The sequence below is a fragment of the Streptomyces sp. NPDC002730 genome (assembly GCF_042888805.1).
Lineage (GTDB): Bacteria > Actinomycetota > Actinomycetes > Streptomycetales > Streptomycetaceae > Streptomyces.
Genome location: NZ_JBIAQG010000015.1, coordinates 264,305 through 287,642, shown reverse-complemented (window position 1 = coordinate 287,642; position 23,338 = coordinate 264,305). Strand labels below are relative to the sequence as shown.

Annotated in this window: 22 protein-coding genes; 8 read left to right on the top strand and 14 right to left on the bottom strand. The window is 70.3% G+C overall.

Features of this window, described 5'->3' with window-relative positions; all coding sequences use genetic code 11:
* Positions 1-17: 17 nt before the first annotated feature.
* Positions 18-707: an orotidine-5'-phosphate decarboxylase gene (gene pyrF, locus ACFYXH_RS34185; protein WP_389571437.1), complete on the bottom strand. Its 690-nt coding sequence runs from the start codon at positions 705-707 to the stop codon at positions 18-20.
* Between the two features lie 431 nt (positions 708-1,138).
* Between pyrF and ACFYXH_RS34180 the strand changes: the two genes are divergently transcribed.
* From ACFYXH_RS34180 to ACFYXH_RS34165, 4 genes are all read left to right on the top strand, one after another.
* On the top strand, positions 1,139-1,897 hold the full coding sequence (locus ACFYXH_RS34180) for a hypothetical protein (RefSeq protein WP_389571434.1): 759 nt from the start codon (positions 1,139-1,141) through the stop codon (positions 1,895-1,897).
* Positions 1,894-2,283, top strand: a complete 390-nt coding sequence (locus ACFYXH_RS34175; RefSeq protein ID WP_362683406.1) for a GntR family transcriptional regulator — start codon at positions 1,894-1,896, stop codon at positions 2,281-2,283. The genes ACFYXH_RS34180 and ACFYXH_RS34175 overlap by 4 nt, the downstream gene beginning before the upstream one ends.
* 312 nt (positions 2,284-2,595) lie before the next feature.
* The gene (locus ACFYXH_RS34170; RefSeq protein WP_389571430.1) at positions 2,596-3,261 is read left to right on the top strand and encodes a hypothetical protein; all 666 of its coding nucleotides are present in this window, start codon (positions 2,596-2,598) and stop codon (positions 3,259-3,261) included.
* Positions 3,262-3,469: 208 nt separating this feature from the next.
* Positions 3,470-3,991, top strand: a complete 522-nt coding sequence (locus ACFYXH_RS34165) for a hypothetical protein (RefSeq protein ID WP_389571427.1) — start codon at positions 3,470-3,472, stop codon at positions 3,989-3,991.
* Positions 3,992-4,071: 80 nt separating this feature from the next.
* On the opposite strand, the gene ACFYXH_RS34160 is transcribed toward ACFYXH_RS34165, so the two are convergent.
* The 5 genes from ACFYXH_RS34160 to ACFYXH_RS34140 form a co-directional block, all read right to left on the bottom strand.
* The gene (locus tag ACFYXH_RS34160) at positions 4,072-5,292 is read right to left on the bottom strand and encodes a sensor histidine kinase (RefSeq protein ID WP_389571425.1); all 1,221 of its coding nucleotides are present in this window, start codon (positions 5,290-5,292) and stop codon (positions 4,072-4,074) included.
* Positions 5,289-7,025 carry a cation acetate symporter gene (locus tag ACFYXH_RS34155; RefSeq protein ID WP_389571422.1) on the bottom strand — a complete coding sequence of 579 codons (1,737 nt, stop codon included), beginning with the start codon at positions 7,023-7,025 and terminating at the stop codon, positions 5,289-5,291. Before ACFYXH_RS34155 ends, ACFYXH_RS34160 begins: the two co-directional genes overlap by 4 nt.
* 23 nt (positions 7,026-7,048) lie before the next feature.
* A complete protein-coding gene (locus ACFYXH_RS34150; protein ID WP_389571419.1) occupies positions 7,049-7,429 on the bottom strand; it encodes a hypothetical protein in 381 nt (126 codons plus the stop codon).
* A 109-nt stretch (positions 7,430-7,538) separates the two neighbouring features.
* Positions 7,539-7,787 (bottom strand): hypothetical protein, encoded by a 249-nt coding sequence (locus ACFYXH_RS34145; protein ID WP_389571417.1) that lies wholly within the window; start codon positions 7,785-7,787, stop codon positions 7,539-7,541.
* 198 nt (positions 7,788-7,985) lie between these two features.
* The gene (locus tag ACFYXH_RS34140; RefSeq protein ID WP_389571414.1) at positions 7,986-8,822 is read right to left on the bottom strand and encodes a LytR/AlgR family response regulator transcription factor; all 837 of its coding nucleotides are present in this window, start codon (positions 8,820-8,822) and stop codon (positions 7,986-7,988) included.
* A gap of 298 nt (positions 8,823-9,120) precedes the next feature.
* Between ACFYXH_RS34140 and ACFYXH_RS34135 the strand changes: the two genes are divergently transcribed.
* A complete protein-coding gene (locus ACFYXH_RS34135; protein ID WP_389571411.1) occupies positions 9,121-9,795 on the top strand; it encodes an anti-sigma factor family protein in 675 nt (224 codons plus the stop codon).
* Positions 9,796-9,866: 71 nt separating this feature from the next.
* On the opposite strand, the gene ACFYXH_RS34130 is transcribed toward ACFYXH_RS34135, so the two are convergent.
* The 7 genes from ACFYXH_RS34130 to ACFYXH_RS34100 form a co-directional block, all read right to left on the bottom strand.
* Positions 9,867-10,727, bottom strand: coding sequence for an Fpg/Nei family DNA glycosylase (locus tag ACFYXH_RS34130; protein ID WP_389571408.1), 861 nt, complete (start codon positions 10,725-10,727; stop codon positions 9,867-9,869).
* A gap of 37 nt (positions 10,728-10,764) precedes the next feature.
* Positions 10,765-11,616, bottom strand: coding sequence for an amidohydrolase family protein (locus ACFYXH_RS34125; RefSeq protein ID WP_389571405.1), 852 nt, complete (start codon positions 11,614-11,616; stop codon positions 10,765-10,767).
* A 3-nt stretch (positions 11,617-11,619) separates the two neighbouring features.
* The gene (locus ACFYXH_RS34120; protein ID WP_389571402.1) at positions 11,620-11,931 is read right to left on the bottom strand and encodes an L-rhamnose mutarotase; all 312 of its coding nucleotides are present in this window, start codon (positions 11,929-11,931) and stop codon (positions 11,620-11,622) included.
* Positions 11,928-12,905 (bottom strand): aldo/keto reductase, encoded by a 978-nt coding sequence (locus tag ACFYXH_RS34115; protein WP_389571399.1) that lies wholly within the window; start codon positions 12,903-12,905, stop codon positions 11,928-11,930. The genes ACFYXH_RS34120 and ACFYXH_RS34115 overlap by 4 nt, the downstream gene beginning before the upstream one ends.
* Before the next feature lie 234 nt (positions 12,906-13,139).
* Entirely contained in the window at positions 13,140-14,519 is a 1,380-nt protein-coding gene (locus ACFYXH_RS34110) for a wax ester/triacylglycerol synthase family O-acyltransferase (RefSeq protein ID WP_389571396.1), read from the bottom strand.
* A 102-nt stretch (positions 14,520-14,621) separates the two neighbouring features.
* The gene (locus tag ACFYXH_RS34105; protein ID WP_389571393.1) at positions 14,622-16,697 is read right to left on the bottom strand and encodes a SpoIIE family protein phosphatase; all 2,076 of its coding nucleotides are present in this window, start codon (positions 16,695-16,697) and stop codon (positions 14,622-14,624) included.
* 53 nt (positions 16,698-16,750) lie between these two features.
* A complete protein-coding gene (locus ACFYXH_RS34100; RefSeq protein ID WP_389571390.1) occupies positions 16,751-18,094 on the bottom strand; it encodes a DUF6777 domain-containing protein in 1,344 nt (447 codons plus the stop codon).
* A gap of 143 nt (positions 18,095-18,237) precedes the next feature.
* Between ACFYXH_RS34100 and ACFYXH_RS34095 the strand changes: the two genes are divergently transcribed.
* Genes ACFYXH_RS34095 through ACFYXH_RS34085 form a run of 3 tightly spaced genes read left to right on the top strand, consistent with a single transcriptional unit; the run spans position 18,238 to position 21,001 of the window.
* Positions 18,238-19,056, top strand: a complete 819-nt coding sequence (locus tag ACFYXH_RS34095; protein ID WP_389571387.1) for a YndJ family protein — start codon at positions 18,238-18,240, stop codon at positions 19,054-19,056.
* Entirely contained in the window at positions 19,053-19,583 is a 531-nt protein-coding gene (locus ACFYXH_RS34090; RefSeq protein ID WP_389571384.1) for a DUF1990 family protein, read from the top strand. The genes ACFYXH_RS34095 and ACFYXH_RS34090 overlap by 4 nt, the downstream gene beginning before the upstream one ends.
* Positions 19,584-19,594: 11 nt before the next feature.
* On the top strand, positions 19,595-21,001 hold the full coding sequence (locus tag ACFYXH_RS34085; RefSeq protein ID WP_389571381.1) for a lipase maturation factor family protein: 1,407 nt from the start codon (positions 19,595-19,597) through the stop codon (positions 20,999-21,001).
* Here ACFYXH_RS34085 and ACFYXH_RS34080 read toward each other — a convergent pair.
* Positions 20,979-23,333 (bottom strand): alpha-L-fucosidase, encoded by a 2,355-nt coding sequence (locus ACFYXH_RS34080; RefSeq protein ID WP_389571377.1) that lies wholly within the window; start codon positions 23,331-23,333, stop codon positions 20,979-20,981. The two genes, ACFYXH_RS34085 and ACFYXH_RS34080, sit on opposite strands and share 23 nt — an antisense overlap.
* Positions 23,334-23,338: the final 5 nt, after the last annotated feature.

Genomic DNA, 23,338 nt, shown 5'->3' with positions numbered 1-23,338 from the left:
CCAGCGATCGTTTCCGCTCACAGCCCCATGTTGGCGCGGACGAGCCGCACCGCAGCTACTGGGTCTGCCGCACGAGTGATCGTCCGGCCCACAACGATATGTGACGCGCCCGCGGCGATGGCCGCGTGCGGTGTGCCCGATCGGGCGTGCTCGGCCCCTGATTCACCAGAGAGCGTGACTCCCGGCGTGACGATCAGACTGCCGGCACCGAGCTCAGCCCGCAGTGGTCCAGCTTCCTGCGGCGACGCGATCACGCCGTGGCATCCAGCGCGTTTCGCCAGTCTTGCCAGCCGCAGCACTTGCGCTTCTGTCGAGGCATTGACGCCGATGTCAGCGAGGTCGGAACCGGTCATGCTGGTGACGACAGTGAGTGCGAGAACCCGAAGATGAGGAAAGTCGCGGGCCGCTGCGACAGCGGCTCCCATGATCTCAGCGCCGCCCATACTGTGCACGGTCACCATGGAGATACCCAGGGCACCTGCAGCACGGACAGCACCGGCGACAGAGTTCGGGATCTCAAAGAGTTTCAGATCCAGGAACACGTCCTTGCCCTTGCCAACGAGGTGCTCGATGAGGTCAGGTCCGGCCGCGGTGAGCAGCTCCATCCCAACCTTGTAGAAACGGCACTCATCACCAAGCCGGTCGACGATCTCGTCAGCAGCTCGACGGTTGTCGAAATCCAAAGCGACAATGACCCGAGGCTCCACGGTGCCATTGTCGCCCACCGGGGGTGGCGCTATGAGGGCGGGCCGGCCGTCCGCCGTACCGCTCGTCGTGCCGTTCGACCGTTCGTCGCTGTTCGACGCCGCACTCGTCGCGCCCCGTTCGGCCGCTGAGCACCCAGCCGGCGCGTGTGCGCCAGGTGGCGGACAACTCCACGGGGGCGTCCCGCCACTCTCCGAGGCTCGGTGCGGCCCCGCCGACGCGGCCAACAGGACACCCCAGGAGGAGACTTGCGGTGACATCCACCCTGGCCGGCGGCAGCCTCGTGCAGCAACTCCCGCCGCGTGACCAACTGGTGTCCCCGACCGGCCCACGCGACGCCTGGATTGTCTCAGCTTCTTGACACAGTTCCCCTTCGGTCGGCAGATTGTGTCAAACGACTGACACACTTGGCCGATGTGCATGGGGGTACGTCATGTCCACTTCTCCGGAAACGAACACCTCGTGGCGCAACTGGGTCGACGCGCCGGTCCGTTGGAGCGGACTCATAGTCGGAGTCCTCGTCGGCAAGACGGTCACCTTCAGCTCCGAGGCCGATGTCGATCTGCTCTACGCCATCCCCGTTCTCGGGATCTGCGCCGTCGCCGGCGTGCTCGCGGCAGACCTGATCGCGCATCCGGCGGGAAGCGGCGTCCGACAGGCCATGGTGGCCCCACGTCGGATACGCGACCATATTCCCCGCGGACTGACGGCCGCGCTTGCTGTGCAGGCCGTACTCCTGCCGAGCCTGCTGGCCATCGCCGTGGCGACGTCCGCCACGGACAGCGCCGGGCACGCGGGCCGGGCCCTTGCCATGACGTGCCGCGGCCGGCATCAGCTCATCGGGCCCTGGCCCGGGCCGTACTACGCCTGGCCGGTTCTCGTCGGCCTCGTCGTCGGCACCCTTGTGTGCGGTCCGGCTCTGCGGCGCATCACAATGCGCTCCGCCAGCGACGACCAGCGACGTATCCGGGCGCGCGCGATCGTCGGTGCGTGGGGGATGCTGGTGGCGGCACCGCTTTTCGCCGTGTCCTTGACCATGGCGACGGCCGTGCTCAGCCTGAGCTGCGGAGGATGGATGGAGAGCGTGAGTCTCTGGGGGCTGGGAATCACCGCGTTCGCCTCGGCGCTGACCGCGGGATGCTCCCTGGGCGCCCTGCTCCTGCCACAGGCGCACATCAAGGCGCGGCCGTGACGGCCGACGGGCTCGTCATCCGGGTGGACCCCGCCACCCCCGTGCCGCCATTCGAGCAGATCAGAAGGCAGTTCGCCGATCTGATCGCGGTGGGGCGCATGCGCGAGGGCGACAAACTGCCGCCCGTGCGCCAGCTCGCCTCCGACCTGGGACTGGCCAACAACACCGTGGTGCGGGCCTATCGCGAGCTGGAATCGGCGGGACTGGTGCACAGCCGGCGAGGATCCGGCACCCGGGTTGCGGCCACCGCCACAGGCACCGACGCCAGGGACAGGCTCGCGGAACACGCCCGCAACTACGCGGCCGCGGCCCGGAATCTCGGCGTCACGGACGACGACGCGCTGGCGGCCCTCCGGCACGCACTCGCCACACCCGGCGGCGACTGACACCGGGCACGTTCGGTCCGGGGATCGAGGTGTTCGGACCGGAGGTGAAGGTCCCCGAGGACGCTTCGCTGCAGGACCGTCTGCTCGGGTTCATCGGGCGCGACCCCTCCCGCTGAGCCGGGAGTGGGGCCGGACACAGGCCGCCCGGCCGCGTGCGGCGCCGGGGTTCTGAACGTATGCCAGGTCTTCCTCGGGCACCGCCAGGGAGCGCGGTGTGCTCAAGGCGATGCCGCGGCTGAACCCGGACCCGGCGGTGCGCGTACTGACACGACGTACGTACTGCGTGTTCCGAGCCACCCGAGGACGGTTCCTGTGACCGAGACGCCCCCTGCCCGGCGACCGGCGATCGCCGAGACGGCGCTGGCCTGCCTGGCGCTGAGCCGCTGTCCCGACGCCGCGGCGGCCCGTGCGGCCAGGCGCGCGCGCCGCTGGCTGCGTGGCGCCGTTCCCCAATCCGGCGCCCCCGTCACCGAGTTGATGCTGATCCAGTCGGCGCTGCGGACACTGGCGCTGCGCGAGGGGAGGCCCGTCGATCTGAGCCATCCGCTGCTCGGTGCGCCCGGGTACGCGGCTCTGTCCCGGATCGTCCAGGCGGTGGCCCTCCATGTCGATCTGAGGGTCGTCGGCGGTGCGCCGCCCGGCCGGCTGGCCGGGCTGCTCGCCCACGACATCGCGACCGCCACGCCCTGCCCGTTCACCGGGCGGTCCGGCTCCCCCGCCCTGTGGGCGGCACGGCTCCTGGTGGAACATCCGGCGGCCGGTCGGCAGCCGGTGCGTGAGGCGGTGGCCCGTATCGCGGCGGCGCGGCGGGACGGCAGCCGCATCGAGGACGAGCCGCCCGCCACGGCGCTCGCACTCCTCGCACTGAGCGCGGCGGACGCGGGAAGCCCTGCGTGGCGGCGGTGCCGCGCGGGGCTGTTGCGCCTCCAGCTCCACGACGGCAGCTGGCGGTCCGGATGGGCAGCCGTGGCGGCCTGACGCCACGGCTCGTTTCGGGCTGTGGCGAGGTCCCTTCCACCCCGGCCGCCCCGGTGGTGGCCAGCTCCCCCTGGGACCACGACAAAGGGGTGACCGTATGCGAAACCTCACGCTGAAGTTGAGTAAAGACGGGCCCTCAGCCGTGTTTCTCGGTGGAGGCTCGTGGTCGAGTCGGCATACGACGTCGTCCGGGAAGAAGGTGGGAAGAGTGCAGCCCGAGAGTTCGAACGGCACCAGCAGCGGCGGGCTGGCAGTACCCATGGCATGGCTCTGCGCCGAGTACATCGCTGACGAGATGCTCCGCACGGGTGCTCTCGTGGGGAGCGGCTCGCTCGAGTTCCGCGCGGGAAGACAGACGCTGGCGCTCACCATCTATCTGTGCGACAGCGCGAACGAACTCGGGGGTGTCCGGGGGGTCTCCCGCATCGACGAGTGGCTGTCCCTCACCTCGTACGGCCATCCCTGGCAGGAGTGGGTGCAGGAGCGGCTGGCCGCCCGGGAGGAGCGGGAGCGGAACCTCGACGCGGGGGCCGATGTGGATCTCGCGCTCGCGAGGGACGCCTGGAGCTGGCTGCGGCAGACGGAGCTGCTGGCCGCCGACCTCGGCGACAGCGGACCGTGGGCCGCGGCCGGCCCGCTGGACGTGCCAGTGGACGAGTGCGAGCAGATATGGACTCCGGCCTGGCAGTTGGGTCTGCCGCTGAGCCATCTGGCCATCCACCTCTTCTGAGGGCGACCGCTCGTAGTCGCTCATCGTCACCGGTCAGTACGAAACGGGTGGCGAGGCGACTCGACGTGGACGCGGAAATCTCATCCGCCGGCCCGGCGTCCGGCCGATGAGTGCACACCCGCCCGGTACTTGGGGATCCGCATCGTGATTTTCATGCCCGCGCCGACGCCGGTCTCGATGACGAGTCCGTAGTCGTCGCCGTACACCTGGCGCAGCCGTTCGTCGACATTGGACAGTCCGATGCCCGACGAGGCCGGCCGCTGCCCCGCGAGGATCCCCCGCAGCACGGCCGGGTCCATGCCCACGCCGTCGTCCTCGATGGTCACCATGGCCTCGGCCCCGGCGTCCCGCGCCGCGATGGTGACCCGGCATTCGTCCCTGGAGTCCTCCAGGCCGTGCTTGACGGCGTTCTCGACGAGCGGCTGCAGACACAGGAACGGCACGGTCACCGGCAGCACTTCCGGGGCCACCTGGAGCGTCACCTTGAGCCGGTCGCCGAAGCGAGCCCCGGCGAGCGCCAAGTACTGCTCGATGGAACGCAGTTCATCGGCGAGATTGGTGAAGTCACCGTGCCTGCGGAAGGAGTAGCGGGTGAAGTCGGCGAATTCCAGCAGCAGTTCGCGGGCGCGCTCGGGGTCGGTGCGGACGAACGAGGCGATCGCGGCGAGTGAGTTGAAGATGAAGTGCGGCGATATCTGGGCACGCAGGGCACGGATCTCTGCCTCGATCAGCCGGGTACGGGAGCGGTCGAGCTCGGCCAGTTCCAGCTGTACGGAGACCCAGCGGGCCACCTCCGTCGCGGCCCGCACCAGGACGGCCGACTCCCGCGATCCGTAGGCGACGAGCGCGCCGAGCACTCCTTCCTCGCCGGTCAATGGGGCGATCACGGCCCAGCGCAGCGGGCACTCCAGGTCCTCGCACTCGGTGTGCACACTCTGGCTGCGCCCGGAGTCCAGCATGTCGGCGACACGCACCATCACCCGCTGTTCATGGTGGTCGGCGCCGCGGCCGTCCCAGGCGAGCACGGATTCGCGGTCGGTGAGGCAGAGTGCCTCGGTGCCGAGCAGTGAGCGCAGCCTGCGGGCGGCCTTGCGCGCGGTGTCCTCGGTGAGGCCGGCGCGCAGCGGGGGCGCGGCGAGCGAGGCGGTGTGCAGAGTCTGGAAGGTGGCCCGTTCGACGGGCGTGCCGAGGTCGAGGTCGGGTTTGCCGCCCCGTTGTGCGGTCAGGCGGCCGATCGCGATGCCGGCCGCGAGCAGTACCGCCCCCGCCGCGGCGAGTGCGGCCATGCCGATCCCGGTCATCGTTCGGCTCCTTCGGGCTGCGGCCTGCCGGCGAGGTCTTCCGGCAGATGCAGCCGCGCGAGGATGGCGGCGGCGCCGGGCGGTATGTGACGCGGGGTGGCCAGTGACACCAGCACCATGGTCAGGAAGCCGAGAGGCACCGACCACACGGCGGGCCAGGCCATCAAGGTGTGCGGCCAGCCCGCCGGCGCGAGGCCCGCGCGGGTGGCCATCACGGCGGTCAGCGCGGCGCCGCCACCGATCACCAGTCCGGCGGCGGCACCGGGTGGAGTGAGCCCGCGCCACCAGATGCCGAGCACCAGCAGCGGGCAGAACGAGGACGCCGAGACGGCGAAGGCCAGCCCCACCGCGTCGGCGACCGGCACATTGGTGGCCACGACGCTCGCTCCGAGCGGCACCGCCATGGCGAGGAGGGTGGCGAGGCGGAAGCTCCGTACGCCACGTGCGGGCAGCACATCCTGCGTGATCACACCGGCGACGGACATGGTCAGTCCGGAGGCGGTGGACAGGAATGCCGCGAAGGCGCCGCCCGCGAGCAGCGCGCCGAGCAGATCCCCCGCGATGCCGCCGATGATCCGTTCGGGCAGCACCAGCACGGCGGCATCCGCGTCACCGGTGAGGGCGAGTTCGGGTGCGTAGATCCGCCCGAGGGCTCCGTAGACCGGCGGCAGCAGATAGAACGCGCCGATCAGCCCGAGGACGACCAGGGTCGTACGACGCGCGGCGCGTCCGTTGGGGCTGGTGTAGAAGCGGACGGCGACATGCGGGAGTCCCATCGTGCCGAGGAAGGTGGCGAGGATGAGGCCGTACGTCGCATAGAGGTGGTAGCCGTCGCGGCCGCCGGACAGCGGCTGGGACCAGCTGGCCGGGTCGGCCCCGGAGGTGGCCCGCGCGGGCACTTCGGAACCCTGCGGGAAGCGCAGCGTGGTGCCCGCCTCGATGCGGTGGGTGCCTCTGCCGAGGGTGATCTGCCGCTCCTCCTCGTACGGTGTGCCGTCGATACCGCCGGAGACGGCGAGGGTGAGCGGTCCCTCGAGATCGATCCGGACGGTGTCGTCGACGCGTACGACGGTGTGTTCGCGGAAGAGCGTGGGCGCGTCGAAGCGGGCGCGGGGCGCGTCGTCGCCGAGCCAGGCAGCAACGAGAAAGAGCGCGGGCACCAGCAGCGCGGTGAGCTTGAGCCAGTACTGGAGGGCCTGGACGAAGGTGATGCTGCGCATGCCGCCCGCGGCGACGGCCCCGGTGACGACGAAGGCGACGACAAGGCCGCCGACCCAGTTCGGCGCGCCGGTGAGGATCTCCAGGGTCAGTCCCGCGCCCTGGAGTTGGGGCAGCAGATAGAGCCAGCCGATGCCGACGACGAAGAGGCTGGCGAGCCGGCGTACGGCGGCGGACTCGAGCCGGACCTCTGCGAAGTCGGAGAGGGTGTACGCCCCCGAGCGGCGCAGCGGTGCGGCGACCAGCACCAGCAGAACGAGATAGCCGGCGGTGTACCCGACCGGGTACCAGAGCATGTCGGGGCCCTGGAGGAGCACCAGGCCCGCGATGCCGAGGAAGGAGGCGGCGGAGAGGTACTCGCCGCTGATGGCGGCGGCGTTGAGGCCGGGCTTCACCGTGCGGGACGCGACGTAGAAGTCGGAGGTGGTGCGGGATATTCGCAGGCCGAGCGCGCCGATGAGCACGGTGGCGAGCACCACGGCGGTGACGGCGGTCACCGCGTAGGTCTGGTTCACGTCGAGTCCTCCGGGAGCACCCGTCAGCGCCCTTCCACGAGCCTGGTGAAGTCCTGTTCGTTGCGTTCGGCCCGGCGTACGTACCAGCGCGCGGTCAGCCACATCACGGGGTAGACCGCCACGCCGAGCGCCGCCCAGACAAAGGGCTCCGGCGAGGAGAGGGTGCCGCCGAACGCGGCAGGGAGCGCGAAGAGCAGGGGCAGGGAGCCGACAAGCAGCGCGAGCGTCCCCAGCGCGCAGAGCGCGGCCCGCAGCTGGCTGCGCATCAAGGAGCGTACGTACGTGGCGCCGAGAGTGGTCTGCTCGGTGATCTCGGACCGGGCGGGGGCGTGTCCGGGCGGTCGTTTGGCGCTGCGTGGCACGCCGGTGACGACCTCGCGGCGGGGTTGTTGCTCTGCAGACATCGTCGTCCGCTCCAGCGTCTCTCGGCGAACCTCGGGGGCTGTGGAGTCTACGCAGGAGCGATTACCGACGGTAGACGCCGGTCTCTCAGTGGCCCGTCCGCTGGGCGGCTCAGTCGCTGAGGGCGATCTCGAGCTCGACGTACGATTCCTCGGCCCTGCGGAAGGCGACTTCGAGGGCGGCTTCGGCGCGGGGGCCGACGCGTCCTTGGGCCGATTCCTGGATCTCGTAGAGCACATCCGCCCAGCGGCCGGCCGCGCTCTTCAGCGTCGCAAGGAGTGCCTCGAGGTCACGAGCGCTGGACACCCGGGTCGCCGGCAGGCTCCTGAGCTCCTCGAGCAGTGCTTCGATATCGGACATCAGGCCCCTTCTCCGCTTGCCCGATCAAGGTTAGGCGGCGGACAGAGGCGGCTGCCGCCGAATCCGGGGGCGGCTCTGTCAGCGGATGACGCCCGTCGCCGTACGGCCGTGCCGGGACGACGAGCAGCTCTACAGGACCGTCGAACGGTCGGTCGCGCGCGGTCGGGTCCGGGGCGCGGCGGTCGGGTCGGTCGCGGATCAGCCCCTGGCGTGCCGCATCAGCAGATCGCGCAGCTGACGCGCGTGGCGGCGGCTGACGGCGAGTTCGGCGGCGCCCACGCGGACAGTGGTCGCCCCGGCGTCGAGGCGCAGTTCGTCGATGCGGGCGAGTGCGACGAGGTGGCTGCGGTGTATCCGTACGAAACCGCGGGAGGCCCAGCGCTCCTCCAGAGTGGAGAGCGGGATGCGCACCAGGTGGCTGCCGTCCTTGGTGTGCAGGCGTGCGTAGTCACCCTGGGCCTCTACGTAGGCGATGTCGTCGATCGGTACGAAGCGAGTGACGCCGCCCAGCTCGACCGGGATCTGTTCCGCGCCGGCGACCATGCCCGGCAGGTCGTTCTGTGCCACGGCGGGTGGGGTGTTCGGTATGTGGGCGGGTACGGCAGGGTGGCCCACCGGGCCGGGCTGCCGCGCCTCGCGCGCCGAGACGACCAGGTCACGGACGCGCCGTACCGCTTCGGCCAGCCGCTCCCTGCGCACCGGCTTGAGCACATAGTCGACGGCCTTGAGGTCGAAGGCCTGTACGGCGAAGCCCTCGTGCGCGGTGACGAAGACAATCAGCGGCGGCCTGGCGAAGCCGGCCAGCAGTCTGGCGACGTCGAGTCCGGTGAGCCCTGCCATGTGGATGTCGAGAAAGACGACATCGATGCCGTCATCACCGTCCGGGCCCGCGTCCAGGGCGCGGCCGATGCGTCGCAGCGCCTCGGTGGCGTCCGTGGCCCCTTCCGCGCTCCTGATGCGTGCGTCGGAGCGGAGGAGGTAGAGCAGTTCTTCCAGTGCCGGTTTCTCGTCGTCGACAGCCAGTACGCGCAGCATGCTGCGGAGTGTATGCGGGGCTCGAATCCGGGACTACGGGCTGTCGTCGCCATGGCGGTCGAGCAGGTCCTGTTCCGAGAACATCGCCGGCAGCGCGGGTGCGTCGGCGATGCCGAGGAACCCTGGCCTGAGGGGAGTTGGGCGATCGAGCCCTGTCCCACTCCCGCACGGGTCTCCCGAACCCACAGGGGCAGTTGCGCTCATCGTGCACAAAGTTGAGCAGAGCGGCGGCCTGATGCGTACTCCTGGGCGACAGACCGCGTCAGACGCAGCACCGCAAGTGACGAATCGAGGACCCATGAGCATGCAGCAGCGGCACCGGGACGTGGCCGCCTATGCGCTGGGCGTCCTGGAGCCCGCGGACGCTTTCCGTTTCGAGGAGCATCTGTCCGAATGCGTCACCTGCACGGTACAGCTCTCCGACTTCGCCTCCCTTGCCGCGTCGCTTTCCGAACTGGGCGGTCCCGGCCGGGTCGAGCCGCTGCCCTCCGGGCAGCTGCTCGAGCGGCTCACCGACGAGGTCACGATGGTGCGGCGGCGGAGCTCCGGGCGCAGGCTGCGGCTGGTCGCTGCGGCCGCCGCGCTGATCGTCGGGGCGCCCGCTGCGGTGGTGGCACTCCAGGACCAGGCCGGCGGGCCAGCTGCGGGGCAGCGGGTGGTGGCCAAGGACGCCAGGACCGGAGTCACCGCGTCCGCCGCGATCGAGAAGCGGGCGTGGGGCACCGCCGTCGCGCTGCGGCTTGCGGGCCTGACCGGACCGACCAAATGCCGGCTGGTCGCCATCGGCAAGGACGGCATTGAACATCCTGTCCTCAGCTGGTCGGTTCCGGCGGGCGGTTACGGGAATCCGGACTCGCCGGGGCATGAGGAGCCGCTGGACATCGAGGGAGGTACGGACGTGCCGAGCGGCGAGATCGGCCGCTGGGAGGTCCGTACCCTCGACGGACAGCCTGTCGTCACGCTCAAGGGATAGCTCCCGGAACACCCGGACCTCCCGGAACTCCTAATCCCCGGCTGAAAAGGGCGCTTTCCGGCCGGGCGGTGCTACTTCAGCAGCCGCGAGAGTCTGCGGTCGGCAAGCGGCTTGCCGCCGGTCTGGCAGGTGGCGCAGTACTGCAGCGAGGAGTCGCTGAAGGAGACCTCGCGGATGGTGTCGCCGCAGACGGGGCACGGCTGTCCGGTACGCCCATGGACCCGCAGGCCGCTCTTCTTCTCGGCCTTGAGCCGGCCCGCCGCTACTCCGCGCGAGCGCTCGACGGCTTCGCGCAGCGTGGAGCGCAGCGCCTCGTACAGCACGGTGGTCGCGTTCTCGTCGAGGTTCTGCACGGGCTTGAACGGCGACATCCTGGCGACGTGCAGGATCTCGTCGCTGTACGCGTTGCCGATGCCGGCGATGAGGCTCTGGTCGCGCAGAGCGCCCTTGATCTGCCGTCGTTCCCCGGCGAGCAGCGCGGCGAAGGCGTCGCGGTCGAAGTCGTCGGCGAGCGGGTCGGGGCCGAGGCGGGCGATGCCGGGCACCTCGGCCGGGTCGTGTACGAGATGGACGGCGAGGCGTTTGGTGGTGCCGGCCTCGGTGAGGTCGAAGCCGCCGCCGGCGGCGAGGACGGTGCGCAGGGCGAGCGGGCCCTTGCCCGGGCGTGGCGGCGCGGCCGGGAACTCGTCCTTCCACTGGAGCCAGCCCGCCCGGGCGAGATGGGTGACGAGATGGAGTCCGCCCGCGCTGATGTCGAGCCATTTCCCGTGCCGGTCCACGGCGGTGACGGTGGCGCCTTCGACGGCGGTGAGCGGCGGGTCGTACGTCTTGAGGACGCTGATCGCCAGCGGCAGGACGCGGGCGATCTCCTGTCCCACCAGGTGGCTGTCGAGGAACTCTCTCAGCGCTTCGACTTCGGGCAGTTCAGGCATGCATCCAGGGTGCCGCAGGGGCACGGCGGCCGCAGGTTCACTGCGCCCGCAGACCGTAGACGCGGCTCGCCGTTGTCTCGAACACCGCGCGGCGTTCTCCGTCACCCAGCCGGTGCGTGAGCGCGCGGGCCGCGGCGACCACCTCTCCGTAGTCGGCGGCCAGCCGGCACACCGGCCAGTCGGATCCGAACATCAGCCGGCCGGGGCCGAAGGCGTCGAGGACCGTGTCGGCGTACGGACTCAGATCCGGCGTGGTCCAGCTGGACCACGCCGCTTCGGTCACCAGGCCGGAGAGTTTGCAGACGGTGTTCGGCCGGGCCGCGAGTGCGCGCACATCGCTCGACCAGGGCTCCAGTTCCTTCGAGGCGATGGGTGGCTTGCCCAGATGGTCGAGTACAAAGGTGAGCGCGGGCAGCCGGGCCGCCGCCTCGGACGCCGCGGGCAGCTGCTTCGGCAGCACCACAAGGTCGTAGACGAGTCCGGCACAGGCGACGGCGGCGAGACCACGCAGTACGTCGGGGCGGAGCAGCCACTCGGGGTCGCTCTCGCCCTGGACCTGGTGGCGGATGCCGACCAGCCGGTCACCGCCCGGGAGTTCACGCAGGGCCGCCAGGGTGTCGGCGACATCGGGCGCGGTGAGGTCGGTCCAGCCGACGACGCCCGCGACGAGGTCGCTGCCGTCGGCGAGGGCGAGGAACTCCGGGGTCTCATCGGCGACGGTGACCGTCTGGACAAGGACGGTGGCGCGTACGCCTGCGGCGCGCGCCTCGGGTGCGAGGTCGTCGAGGGTGAAGTTGCGGCGGATGGGGGCCAGGTCGGGACCGGTGATCCAGTCCTGGTCACGTACGGAGAGGTCCCAGACATGGTGGTGGGCGTCGATGATCGCCATGGCTCACAGCTCCCAGACGACGGGCAGTCCGGCCGCGGCGCCGTCCGCGGAGTAGTCGTGTACGACATCGAGGAGTTCGGCCATCCGCGCCTGCCAGGCGATATTGACGGGGAGCTCTTCCAGTTCGGCCAGCAGCCGGGCGTAGTCGGCGCAGTCGAGGAGGTGGAAGAGGTCGGTGCCGCTGCGCCAGATCGTCCAGGAGGTGACTCCGGCGGCACGGATCGCGGCGGTCAGCTCCTCGGGGACCTCACGGTGCGCCGCCTCGTACTCGGCGACGCGGTCGGCGCGGACCGTGGTGTGCAGGGCGACTCTCATCGGGCATCCCCGTCCTTCGGCAGCAGTCCTTCGGCCCGCAGTTCGTCCCAGAGCTCGGTCGGGACGGAGTGGCCGAGCAGCTCGGCGGCGTCCCTTACTTCGTCGGCGGACCGGGCGCCGACCAGTACACCGGCGACGGCCGGATGGCCGAAGGGGTAGTGGAGCGCGGCGGCGCGCAGCGGTACGCCGTGCCGTTCGGCGACGGCCTTGAGCCGCAGGGCCCGCTGCAGGATGCCGTCGGGCGCGGCCGTGTAGTCGTACCGGGCGCCGGGGCGCGGATCGGCGAGCAGCCCGGAGTTGAAGACCCCGCCGACGACGACGCTCTTGCCGCGGGCGGCTGCTTCGGGCAGCAGTTCTTCCAGCGCGCTCTGATCGAGCAGGCTGTAGCGGCCGGCGCACAGGACGGCGTCGACGTCGGTGTCGCGGAGGAAGCGGGTGAGCATCGCGGTCTGGTTCATCCCGGCGCCGATCGCGCCGACGACGCCTTCGGCGCGCAGCTGTTCCAGTGCCGGATAGCCGTGGCGGAAGGCGGCTTCCTCGTGGTCGTCCGGGTCGTGCAGATAGACGATGTCGATCCGGTCGAGGCCGAGCCTGACGAGGCTCTCCTCGATGCTGCGGCGCACGCCGTCGGCGCTGAAGTCCCATACGCGGCGGTGATCGGCGGTCACGGCGAAGCCGTGCGCGAGGTCGTCGCCGCGGGTCTCGCAGGCTTCGAGCAGCCGCCCGACCTTGGTGGAGAGGGTGTACGCGTCGCGGGGCCGGGTGCGCAGTGCCTTGCCGAGCCTGCGTTCGGAGAGGCCGAGCCCGTAGTGCGGCGCGGTGTCGAAGCTGCGGATTCCCGTGTCCCATGCGGCGTCGATCGCGGCCGCGGCCGCCTCCGGTTCGACAGGGGTGTACAGATTGCCGACTCCGGCCGCACCGAAGGACAGTTCAGTGATGTCGACCGCGCTGCGTCCGAGCGTGCTCCATCGCATCCCGCTGCTGCCCCTTCGCTGGCATTCATCGATCACGACGAATATTCATCGGATCACTTAAGGGCGTCAACACCCTTGAAGCAGCTGGATGTGGGGCTGGGCGTCCGACCTGTCCGATCTATCGGATCCATCAGGACCGGTGAGACTCGAGCCCAGTGAGGATCGGGCTCGGTGAGGATCGGGCTCGGTGAGGATCGGGACTGGTGAGATCCAGGCCCGGCGAGACTTCCGCGTCTACCCGGCGACGGTGACGCTGAGCAGTTCTGCGAGCTCCTCACTCAGACTCTCCGTGAGCCGGTCCAGATCGGGCACGGCCTTTCCGTCGGCGACCAGGCCCACATGCACATGACCGCCGTAGGTCGACATGGCGATCGCCAGGGACTGTCCGCGGGCCAGCGGCGCCATCGGGTAGACCTCGCGCAGCGGGCAGCCGCCGAGCGAAAGGGCCGAGCGCGGCAGCGGCACGTTGGTGACCAGGACGTCGAAGAGCATCCGGGCCGCGCCTCCGGCCAGTGGCGCACCGAACCGGTGGGCCAGCGGCGGCAGTTGATCGGCGACTACGGCCAGCGCACCGGCGCCGCGCGAAGGGCCCGCCGCCTTGTTGCGGTCCATGGCGGTGCGAACGGCGTCGAGCCGCGAGCGCGGGTCGGGGTCGGACACGGGGAGCGGAAGCAGATACGCGGAGAACTTGTTGCCCGAGCCGGACGGGCTACCGGGCCTGCGCCGGGAGACCGGCACCAGGGCGCGCGGATCGGCGGCGGGCAGCCGCTCGTCCCGGTCTCCCATCCAGCGCCGCAGTGCGCCCGCCACGGTGGCGAGAAGTACGTCGTTGGCCGTGCCGCCCACCGCCCTGCGTACTTGCTGCACATCCGCCAGGTCGAGCACGGCGGTGCCGAGCCGTCGTGTGCCGCTGGAGCCTGCGGAAAGCGCGGGCACACCCCGGGGGTCGAGCCTGCTGGCCCGTACGACGGAGGCTCCGACGCCGACGGCGCGGCCCAGCTCCTCGATACGGGCCCGGGCGAAACCGGCCACCTGCCAGGGACCCACGGTCCACGGCCGGGGCGGTACGGTGCGCGTCCGCCGTACGCCGACGGTGCGCGCGTCGGCGATCTGGTCGAAGATGCCTGCCCCGATGGCGACCGCGCGCATACCGTCGGCCAGCGCGTGGTGGAGCTTGACCAGTACCGCGAACGGTCCTTCGTCGCCGCCGTCGGCGCCCGTGAGGAGATACATCTCCCAGGGCGGCAGGCCGCGCTCGAGGGGCCGCTCCATCAGCTCGGCGGCGATGGCGGTGGCCTCGGCGGCGAAGTCACCGTCGGAGAGGCGGACGTGGTGCACATGCCGTCGTACGTCGAAGTCCTTGGCCATGGCCCAGGCGGCGCCGCCGACGGGAAGCAGCACGTCACGCACCCGCATCCGCAGCCGGGGGATCGCCGCGGCACGACCGGCGAGCAGGTCGAGGAGGCGGTCGCCGCCCCGTGCGCCCGGCCCGGCGGCCGCCGTGGCCACGGCAGCGGGAGCGAAGAATGCCAGGGCGCCGAGATGCATCGGATGACCGGCGGACTCAAGGTGCCAGAACGCCAGGTCGAGAGGTGCGAGGAGCTCGCTGCTCAATGGTTCCTCATGTCCTAGAAGGCCAGGTGTGCGAAGTCAATCGCCTGCGGTCGGTTACGGTCAAGTACGATCAGTTCACGGACAGTTAACAACTGGTAATAATCAAGATTTCGGCCTCTCCGGAATCATGAACTCGCACCACACGCATTTGCCGCTTCCTCGCGATTCCACGCCCCACGCCTCAGCCAGCCGGTCCACCAGCATCAGACCGCGCCCGGACACACCCGACTCCCCCGCGTCGCGCCGGCGCGGCAGCGCACTGGAGCGGTCCTCGACCTCCACCCGCAGCCGCCGCTCCACCCCGGACAGCACGCGGATGGTGACGATCGCCCCGCCGTCGGTGTGCATCAGCGCATTGGTGATCATCTCGTCGGCGGCCAGCTCGATCTCGTCCGACCGCTCGCGCGCCCCCCAGGCCCCGGTAGCCGCCCGGATCATGTGCCGGGCCGAGCGCAGCGCCTCGGGGTCGTTCTGCGCGACATGCTGCTGCAGCCGGCCCCCGGCCTGCGGGGTGTACGCGCCCTTGCGGCGGAGCAGCAGGATCGCCACATCGTCGTCGCCGCTCCGCTCGTCGACCACATCGCACAGCTGGTCGCCCAGCAGCTGCAGATCGCGCGGGCCGCCGCGCACCAGCGCGGTCAGCATCTGCATTCCGTCGTCGAGGTCGGCGCCGGGCACCTCGACCAGCCCGTCAGTGTAGAAGAGCAGGGTCTGTCCAGGGTCCAACTCGACAGTGGTGACCGGGTATTCGAGACGGCCGAACTCCGCGGAGAGCCCCAGCGGCAGCCCGCCCTCCACCGGCAGCCGACGGGTGCCGCCGTCGTTGTCCCGGACCAACGGGTCCACATGCCCCGCGCGCACCACCTGCATCACACCGGTCGACAGATCGACCTCCGCGTACATACAGGTCGCGAACCGCTCGGTGTCGAGTTCATGGAGGAAGACGGAGGCGCGCGCCATCACGGTGGCCGGAGTGTGCCCCTCGGCGGCGTACGCCCGCAGCACGATGCGCAGCTGCCCCATCACCGCGGCCGCGTGTGTGTCATGGCCCTGCACGTCGCCGATGACCGCGCCGACCCGCCCGCCGGGCAGCGCAATGACGTCGTACCAGTCGCCGCCGATGTCCCGGCCCAGCCGCGCGGAGCGGTAGCGCACGGCGATCTGCGCCCCGGGCACGGCGGGGATCCGGCGCGGCAGCATGGCCTGCTGCAACCCCTGGGCGAGATCGTGCTCCTGGTCGTAGAGCACGGCGCGCTGCAGGCTCTGCGCGATGCTGCTGCCGAGCGCGACCAGCACATTGCGCTCCTCGGAGCTGAAGCCGGTCCTGTCGCCGTAGAGGAGGCCGAGGGCTCCGATGGGGCGTCCCTGCGCGATCAGCGGCAGATAGACGGCGGAGTTGATGCCGAGCCCCTCGATATGCGGCCACAGCCGCGGATAGGAGTCGGCGAAGTCCCGTTTGGACTCGATGAAGCGGGGCGTGAGCGTACGTACGACCTCGCTCATCGGGTACTCGTCGTCGACCCGTGTATAGCGGGTGCCTGGCACGAAGGAGCCCTCGGGACCGTCGGCGACCAGATGGATCCGCCCGCCCGACTCCAGCAGCCCCATGACCAGGCTGGTCGCGCCGAAGTGCTCCAGACCGTGCGAGTCCCTGAGTACGTCGATGACTTCCTGCACGGTCCTGGCATGAGCGAGGGCGGCCGTGGTGCTCTCGACGACGCTGGTCTGCCGACGGCGCTCCGCATCCACTTCGAGGCGGGCGGAAGAGTCGGCGAGCTCTTCGGTGGCGTCGCGGACGATGCCGATGATCCGCAGCGGCCGGCCCGCGCCGTCGCGCCGGATGAAGCCCTGGGCGTGGGTCCAGCGCAGGCTGCCGTCACGGCAGCGGATGCGGAAGTACGCGCCGTAGTGCTGACTGCCGCTCTTGAGCGCCCGCGACACCAGGGCGTCGAGCCGACTGGCCTCGTCCGTCGGCACCCGGAGCTTCAGGCTCCCCGGGTGGCCGTCGAACTCGCCGGGGCGCAGGTCGAACACTTCGTGTCCGGCCGGGTCCAGGTTCATCAGCCCGCTGGCCAGGTCCCAATCGAAGCTGCCCATGCGGTTGAGGTTCAAGCTCAGTTCCGGTTGGGCCGGCCAGTCGTCGGGAAGCGACAGGGCACCCGCTGCCCGATCAACCATGGGGCCACTCTGCCATCATTTGTCGGATTCTTCGACCGGTTCGGACGATCAGCTCAGCCCTGGAACGTGTCCGGCTCCGTCGACTCCGCGGAGGAGGTGAGGAGCGCCGGCGGGGCGGGCGGGAGCTCGTCCGTCACGGGCACATCCGGGGCTACATCCGGGTCGACGGCGGGGTCAATGGCCGGGTCAATGGCCGGGTCGAGGAACGGGTCGAGGAACGGGTCGATGGACGGGTCCACCGGCGGCTGCCCGGGCCCCGTCAGGGTCGGCGTGGGGCAGCCGGGCTCGAGCGGACTGGATACCGACTCCTCCCCCGGCTCGAGGGTGGCCGGTGCCGGGCAGTCCGGGGTCGAAGGGTCGCCGCTGCCCTGCGTGTCATCGCCCGGCCCGGCCGGGTCGCCCGGCTGGGCTTGGCCACTCGGTTCCACCGGCGCGCTCGGCCCGGCCGGGTTGACCGGCTGGGCCTGGTCACTCGGTGCCGCCGGCGCGCTCGGGCCGGTCGGGTTGACCGGCTGAGCCTGGCCACTCGGTGCCGCCGGATCACTGGGCCCGGTCAGTTGGGTGGACTGCGGGTTCGCGAAGACATCGTCCGGATGTACGGGCGGGAGCACAGCGGGCTTCCTGTCCTCTTCGCCGTCGGTCCCCACCCTCCGCTCGATCCACGAGTTGTTGCGGACGCTGACGATCACAAGGTTGTTGATCACCGTGGCGGTCGGCTTGATGACGATGACCTGCTCGGGCCGGTAGCCCGCCCAGGCCCGGCCCTTGTGCACGAGGGCTCCCTTGACGGCGACCGGTGGCTTCAGCGGGTTTCCGCCGACGCACCGGACGCGCGGCGCGCCGTACTGGTCCACCAGAACGGCCGTGCCCGCCTGCAGCACGGACTGATAGGCGGTGGTGGAGCCGTCACGGAACCCATGGCCGGTCACCCGGGTGTCGGCGCGCAGGATGACGGAGGTCAGGCCGCGCAGGAAGTTCGGGACGTCCGCCTGAGCGACCCCCATGCCCTGCGCGAACGCACGCGTCTTGACCCGGTCGCGGCTGAGGAGGGTGATCTGCTGCCCCACGTCGCAACTGCCGATGGCCTCGGTGCCGCCGTAGAGACCGGGCGTCGAACCCAGGAACGTGCTCATCGCCGGGCCGGTGCCGGCCTGGCTGCCCGGCACGCTCGACCGGGGCGGCGGAGGCGGCAGAGGCGGCGTCATATTTCTGGCTGTCGATGCCGTGTACGGGTCCGGACCCTGGGCTGCGACCGGCTGGAGGAGGACCTCCCGCGAGTCGGCACCCGAGCCCGCGCCCGAAGAAGCCGCATCGCCGACGCCGCCGCAACCGGCAACGAGAAGCGCGACGGACAGCGCGGCGACGGCCGCGTACCAACGACGAATTGGTGAACGCACTAAAGTCTCCCGCCTCTTCACCCTGAGATGTCCCTCAAGTTCTGCCGGATTCCCGCCACCCCCGCGACTTGAACGCGTTCAAGTAAGGGCATAGTCTCGGCCGCAAGAAACTGAACACGTTCAAGTCCAGGGTGGGGTACGTGATGTCCGTACTGGTCAACCTGATCGTGATGCTCGGGATGCTGGTGGTGGTGCCCGCTGGAGTCCGCCTCATCGACGGCGCCGAGCTCACGTCCATTCGGCGGACATGGCTCCTGTTCGCTGTTCCGGGAGGGGTCGCTCTGTGGCTGCCGCGCTCGACTGCAGCCACGGCACTCGCGGCCGTGTACGCGCTCGGCACACTGGCCCTCGCTCTGCACGCACCGCGACGGCTGATCCGTACGCGCTCGCTCGCACCCGCCGAGATCGCGGTGCTCACCGCGCTGGTGACACCAGCAGTTGCCGGCCTGGCACTGGTCGCCGAGCGCTCGGGACACTCGCTCTTCGGCTTCAGCCTGCCGATCCTGGCGCTGACCGTGCCTCACTTCCACTTCGCCGGGTTCGCCGCCGCGCTGGTCGCGGGCCTGGTCTGCCGGGCTGCAGCGGGGCCGGCCGGACGCTTCGCGGCACTGAGTGTGCCGCTGGGCACCCTGCTGGTCCTCGGCGGCTACTTCCTCGACGACTGGGCCGAGCTGCTGGGGGCACTCGTGCTGACCGCCGGTATGTGGGCCGTGGCTCTGCTGACCTGGCGGGATGTCCGGACCGGCGGTCGGGACCGTTTCACCCGCACCCTGCTGGCCGTCTCGGCCGCCGTACTGGTGGCGACGATGCTGCTCGCCCTGAGCTGGGCGCTCGGCGAGGCCACCGGACTGCCCCACCCCACTCTGACCTGGATGGCCGCCACCCACGGCCTCGGCAACGCCCTGGGCTTCGCACTCTGCTCGGTGCTGGCCTGGCGACGACTCAAGGAGACACCCGTATGAAAAGCGTCCGCAGGCAGACCGGCCGCACGCTCAACTACCCGGAGACCGGCGCCACCCGGCTCGGCCCGCTGCCCGACGGCTACCACCACCTCCACCACACCACCCGGATCGGCCGGGGCCGCGCCGCCTTCGAGGCCGCCGGCACAGCGGTCACCACCTGGCGGATGCACCGCGGGTCAAGCGCCCAGGTGCGCACCAACGCGGTACAGGCGGAGCCGGGTGCCCGCCTCGAGGTCTTGGCCGGTGTCGGACAGCTGCGGTTCACCGCGCCGTGCGAGGTGATCTGGACGGCGTACGAAAGGAACCGGACGGGCTTCGCGTACGGGACGCTGACCGGGCACCCGGAGTGCGGCGAGGAGTCGTTCATCGTCGACATCCGGGACGACGGCTCGGTGTGGTTCACGGTGACGGCGTTCAGCCGTCCGGCGACCTGGTACACCCGGCTCGCGGGTCCGCTGGTGCCTGTACTGCAGAAGGCTTACGCCAGGCGGCTCAGTCACACACTGCGGCGGATCGCCGCTCCCTGATACTGGAGGTAATGGAGTGGTTCAGCGACAGTGACTACTGGCTGAGCCGGCTGGTCTTCCAGCGGGCTCTGGCCGGCGTGTATCTGATCGCCTTTCTCACTGCCGCCCTGCAGTTCCGGGCGCTGATCGGCGAGCGGGGCATGCTGCCGGTGCCCGAGTACGTACGAGGGATACCGTTGCGCCGCGCGCCGAGCCTCTTCCAACTGCACTACTCCGACCGTTTCTTCGCCTTCTGCGCCTGGGCCGGCTGTCTGCTCTCCGCGGCCCTGGTCGCGGGCGCCGCCGACCGGATCCCGCTGGGGGCCGCGATGGTGTGGTGGGCGCTGCTGTGGGTGCTGTATCTGTCCATCGTCAATGTCGGACAGACCTGGTACAGCTTCGGCTGGGAGTCACTGCTGCTCGAGACGGGCTTCCTCGCCGTCTTCCTCGGCAACGACCGCACAGCCCCGCCCGTGCTGGTGCTGTGGCTGCTTCGCTGGGTGCTGTTCCGAGTGGAATTCGGCGCGGGGCTGATCAAAATCCGCGGCGACGAGTGCTGGCGCAACCTCACCTGCCTCTACTACCACCACGAGACCCAGCCGATGCCGGGGCCGCTGAGCTGGTTCTTCCACCATCTGCCGAAACCCTTCCACCGGGTCGAGGTGGCCGCCAACCATGTGACCCAGCTCGTGGTCCCCATCCTGCTGTTCACGCCGCAGCCGGTCGCGAGCGTCGCGGCGGGCCTGATTGTGCTGACCCAGCTGTGGCTGGTGCTCTCCGGCAACTTCGCCTGGCTGAACTGGATAACGATCACTCTCGCGCTGTCCGCCGTGGACGGTTCGTTGCTCGCGGATCCGCCCGCGCTGGCCGCGCCGCCGCTCTGGTACGAGATCGTCGTGATCGCCGTAACCGCCCTGCTCCTTGGCCTCAGTTACCGCCCGGCGCGCAATCTGCTCTCCAAGCGACAGTCGATGAACCGCTCCTACGACCCGCTCCATCTGGTCAACGCCTACGGCGCGTTCGGCACGGTCGGCCGGGTGCGCCATGAGGTGGTGATCGAAGGTACCGACGAGACGGTGCTCCACCAGGGCACGGTGTGGCGGGAGTACGGCTTCAAGGGCAAGCCGGGTGACGTACGCCGGATGCCGCGCCAGTTCGCCCCGTACCATCTGCGGCTCGACTGGCTGATGTGGTTCGCAGCGCTCTCCCCCGCCTATGCGCGCTCCTGGTTCGGGCCCTTCGTGGAACGGCTGCTGGACGGCGACCGGGACACGCTGCGGCTGCTGAGGAACAATCCGTTCCCGGACGCCCCGCCCGCGTACGTCCGCGCCAGGGTGTACCGCTACCGGTACACGACCTGGCGCGAACTGCGGGCCACCGGCGCCTGGTGGCACCGGAGCTATGTACGCGAGTACCTCAGACCGACCAGGCTATTTTGAACACCCAGGCGTGCTTGCCGGCCCGGCGGGCCGCGGCGGGCACGTCGATCACCAACTTTCCGCCGGTCGTACGCCAGCTCAGCGGCCGGCCGTGGCCGAGCATCGTCACCTTGTCGCCGGGCCGGACAGGCACCGGCGCCTCGACGGTGAGCGTGCCGCCCGGCGCGGCGAGCGAGTGGATGTAGAAGGCCTTGTTCGGGCGGACGGTGAAGCGCAGATCCTCGCCGAGCTGCGGCATCCGCGCCCAGTACGTACTGCCGTAGATCGCCTCGCCGTTGACGTTCAGCCACTCTCCTGTTTCCCGCAGCCTGCGCTCCATGATCTCGGGAATGGTCCCGTCGGCGCGCGGGCCGATGTCGAGGAGGAAGTTGCCGTTCTTGGAGACGATGTCGACGAGGGAGTGCACCACTTCCTCCGCCGTCATATAGCGGTCGTCGGGCGTGGCCGCGTTGTAGCCGTAGCTGAAGGGGTCGAGACCGCGGCTGGACTCCCACTTGTCGGTGACGATCGAGTCGTATGTCGTGTACTCGGGGGTCGTGAAGTCGTGCGGGCCGATGCCCGAACGGTTGTTGACACTCACCTCGACCGGCCTGGCCCGGTTCTTGGCGTGGTTGAAGTACTCGGCCAGGACCCGATGGCTGTCATTGGCGCCGCCGATGTCGCACCACAGCAGCTCGGGGTCGTAGCCGTGGATCAGCTCCAGCATCTGCGGGGCCTGCAGATCCTTGATGTAGTCGCCGGAGCGGTGGCCGGTGTACGGCACGGGCTCCAGCGTGTACGGATTGCGCGGTGCATGGCCCTTCCAGGGGCTCTCCGGGTTGAACCACTCGGGCATCGAGAAGTACAGCCCGCGGTGGAGCTCGGGGGTGTAGCGGCGCGAGGCGTCGAAGAGCTCCTTGATGAGGTCCCGTTTCGGGCCCATCTTCACCGAGTTGCGGTCGCTGACCTTGGTGTCCCAGAGCGCGAATCCCTCATGGTGCTTGGAGGTCAGTACGTGGTACTGCGCGCCGGCGTCACGGAACAGCTCGACCCAGAAGCGCGGATTGAAGCGTTCGGCCGTGAAGCGCGGGATGAAGTCGTCGTAGGCGAAGGACTCTCCGTACGTCTGACGGTGATGGGCGTACGTCGGGTTGTTCGGGTCCTGCATATGGCTCCAGTACCACTCGGCGTACTGCTTGCCGACCGGCGCCCACGCGGGCACGGAGTAGACGCCCCAGTGGATGAAGATCCCGAACTTCACGTCCTGGAACCAGTACGGCGCCCGATGGGTGTTCAGCGAGGCGTCGGTGGGCTGGTAGTCGGGCACTCCGAGGGTGAGCGCGCGGCGCGCGGCGGCCGCCTGCCGGCCGCGGCCGCGTGCCACGACCGTACCGTCCTGGCTGGTGCCCGGCGGGGTGCCGGGGCTGCGGCGGATGCCGATGCGGACCCTGGCCTGCTCGCCGGGGGCGAGGCGGGCGACCGGGGCAGGAGCGACGGTACGGGCTCCGGGCACGTCCACGGAGAGGGTGAGGTGGTCCGATGCGAGGATGCCAATGGTGCCCGCGTTGATCACGGTGGCCTCGACGCTCTGGGCGCCCGAGTCGAGCAGGGAGGTCGTGGAGTGCGCCCCCCGCAGCGTCAACGCCCGTCCCTGGGCGGCCGGTTGAAGGGTGAGAGCGAAGATGTGCAGTGCGCTCTTGTTCGGCTCGGCAGGGTTGGTGACGGGCAGGGTGAGCGCCACCGCGTCCTTTGTGGAGTCCATGGCGAGTTCGGCGGTGGCGATGACGACCTGGTGCGGATCCTTCTGTCCGGCCGGGTTGTAGCGGTACGGGGCGGTGAGCGCGCCGCTGCCCGAGTACCAGTCGGGGCCACCGAGCGCCGCGGTCTGCGTGGTGCCGTCCGCGTAGTGCACGGTCGCCTTGCCGGACGCAGCTCCGTAACTTCCGGCGACGAGGAACAGACCGGAGAGATACCGGCCCTTGGGGAGGTCGATGCGCTGCCCGAGGGCGACGATGTTGTTCTTGGTGCCCGCAGTGGCGGCGGGGAGGAGATAGGCGATGCCGTCGATCTCCAGTTGTCCGGCGGGGAGTTCCTCGCCGGGGAAGGTGTAGCCGGAGCCGTCGAAGTTGCCACCGCGGGCGTCCGCGGTGTCGATGCCGTCGTTGTCGAACCAGCGGTCGAGCGGTACGGGCACGGCGGCGGGGACGGTGCCCCAGTCACCGCCCGAGTCACCGTGCTGCTCGGGTGCTGCCGCTCGCGGGCTCGCATCGGCCGTGGCCGGGTGTACAAGGGCGGCGCCGACTGCCGCCCCCGCCGTCATTCCAAGTACATGGCGTCTGGGAAGTTCGGTCATGAGGT

Excerpts from the sequence above, each read along its gene's own strand:
- ACFYXH_RS34145 (WP_389571417.1), bottom strand. The coding sequence starts at position 7,787 with ATGTCCGATATCGAAGCACTGCTCGAGGAGCTCAGGAGCCTGCCGGCG.
- ACFYXH_RS34115 (WP_389571399.1), bottom strand. The coding sequence starts at position 12,905 with ATGCGATGGAGCACGCTCGGACGCAGCGCGGTCGACATCACTGAACTG.
- ACFYXH_RS34125 (WP_389571405.1), bottom strand. The coding sequence starts at position 11,616 with ATGGCGATCATCGACGCCCACCACCATGTCTGGGACCTCTCCGTACGT.
- ACFYXH_RS34105 (WP_389571393.1), bottom strand. The coding sequence starts at position 16,697 with ATGGTTGATCGGGCAGCGGGTGCCCTGTCGCTTCCCGACGACTGGCCG.
- ACFYXH_RS34160 (WP_389571425.1), bottom strand. The coding sequence starts at position 5,292 with ATGACCGGGATCGGCATGGCCGCACTCGCCGCGGCGGGGGCGGTACTG.
- ACFYXH_RS34150 (WP_389571419.1), bottom strand. The coding sequence starts at position 7,429 with ATGTCTGCAGAGCAACAACCCCGCCGCGAGGTCGTCACCGGCGTGCCA.
- ACFYXH_RS34180 (WP_389571434.1), top strand. The coding sequence starts at position 1,139 with ATGTCCACTTCTCCGGAAACGAACACCTCGTGGCGCAACTGGGTCGAC.
- ACFYXH_RS34140 (WP_389571414.1), bottom strand. The coding sequence starts at position 8,822 with ATGCTGCGCGTACTGGCTGTCGACGACGAGAAACCGGCACTGGAAGAA.
- ACFYXH_RS34120 (WP_389571402.1), bottom strand. The coding sequence starts at position 11,931 with ATGAGAGTCGCCCTGCACACCACGGTCCGCGCCGACCGCGTCGCCGAG.
- ACFYXH_RS34085 (WP_389571381.1), top strand. The coding sequence starts at position 19,595 with ATGGAGTGGTTCAGCGACAGTGACTACTGGCTGAGCCGGCTGGTCTTC.
- ACFYXH_RS34090 (WP_389571384.1), top strand. The coding sequence starts at position 19,053 with ATGAAAAGCGTCCGCAGGCAGACCGGCCGCACGCTCAACTACCCGGAG.
- ACFYXH_RS34080 (WP_389571377.1), bottom strand. The coding sequence starts at position 23,333 with ATGACCGAACTTCCCAGACGCCATGTACTTGGAATGACGGCGGGGGCG.
- ACFYXH_RS34135 (WP_389571411.1), top strand. The coding sequence starts at position 9,121 with ATGAGCATGCAGCAGCGGCACCGGGACGTGGCCGCCTATGCGCTGGGC.
- ACFYXH_RS34130 (WP_389571408.1), bottom strand. The coding sequence starts at position 10,727 with ATGCCTGAACTGCCCGAAGTCGAAGCGCTGAGAGAGTTCCTCGACAGC.
- ACFYXH_RS34095 (WP_389571387.1), top strand. The coding sequence starts at position 18,238 with ATGTCCGTACTGGTCAACCTGATCGTGATGCTCGGGATGCTGGTGGTG.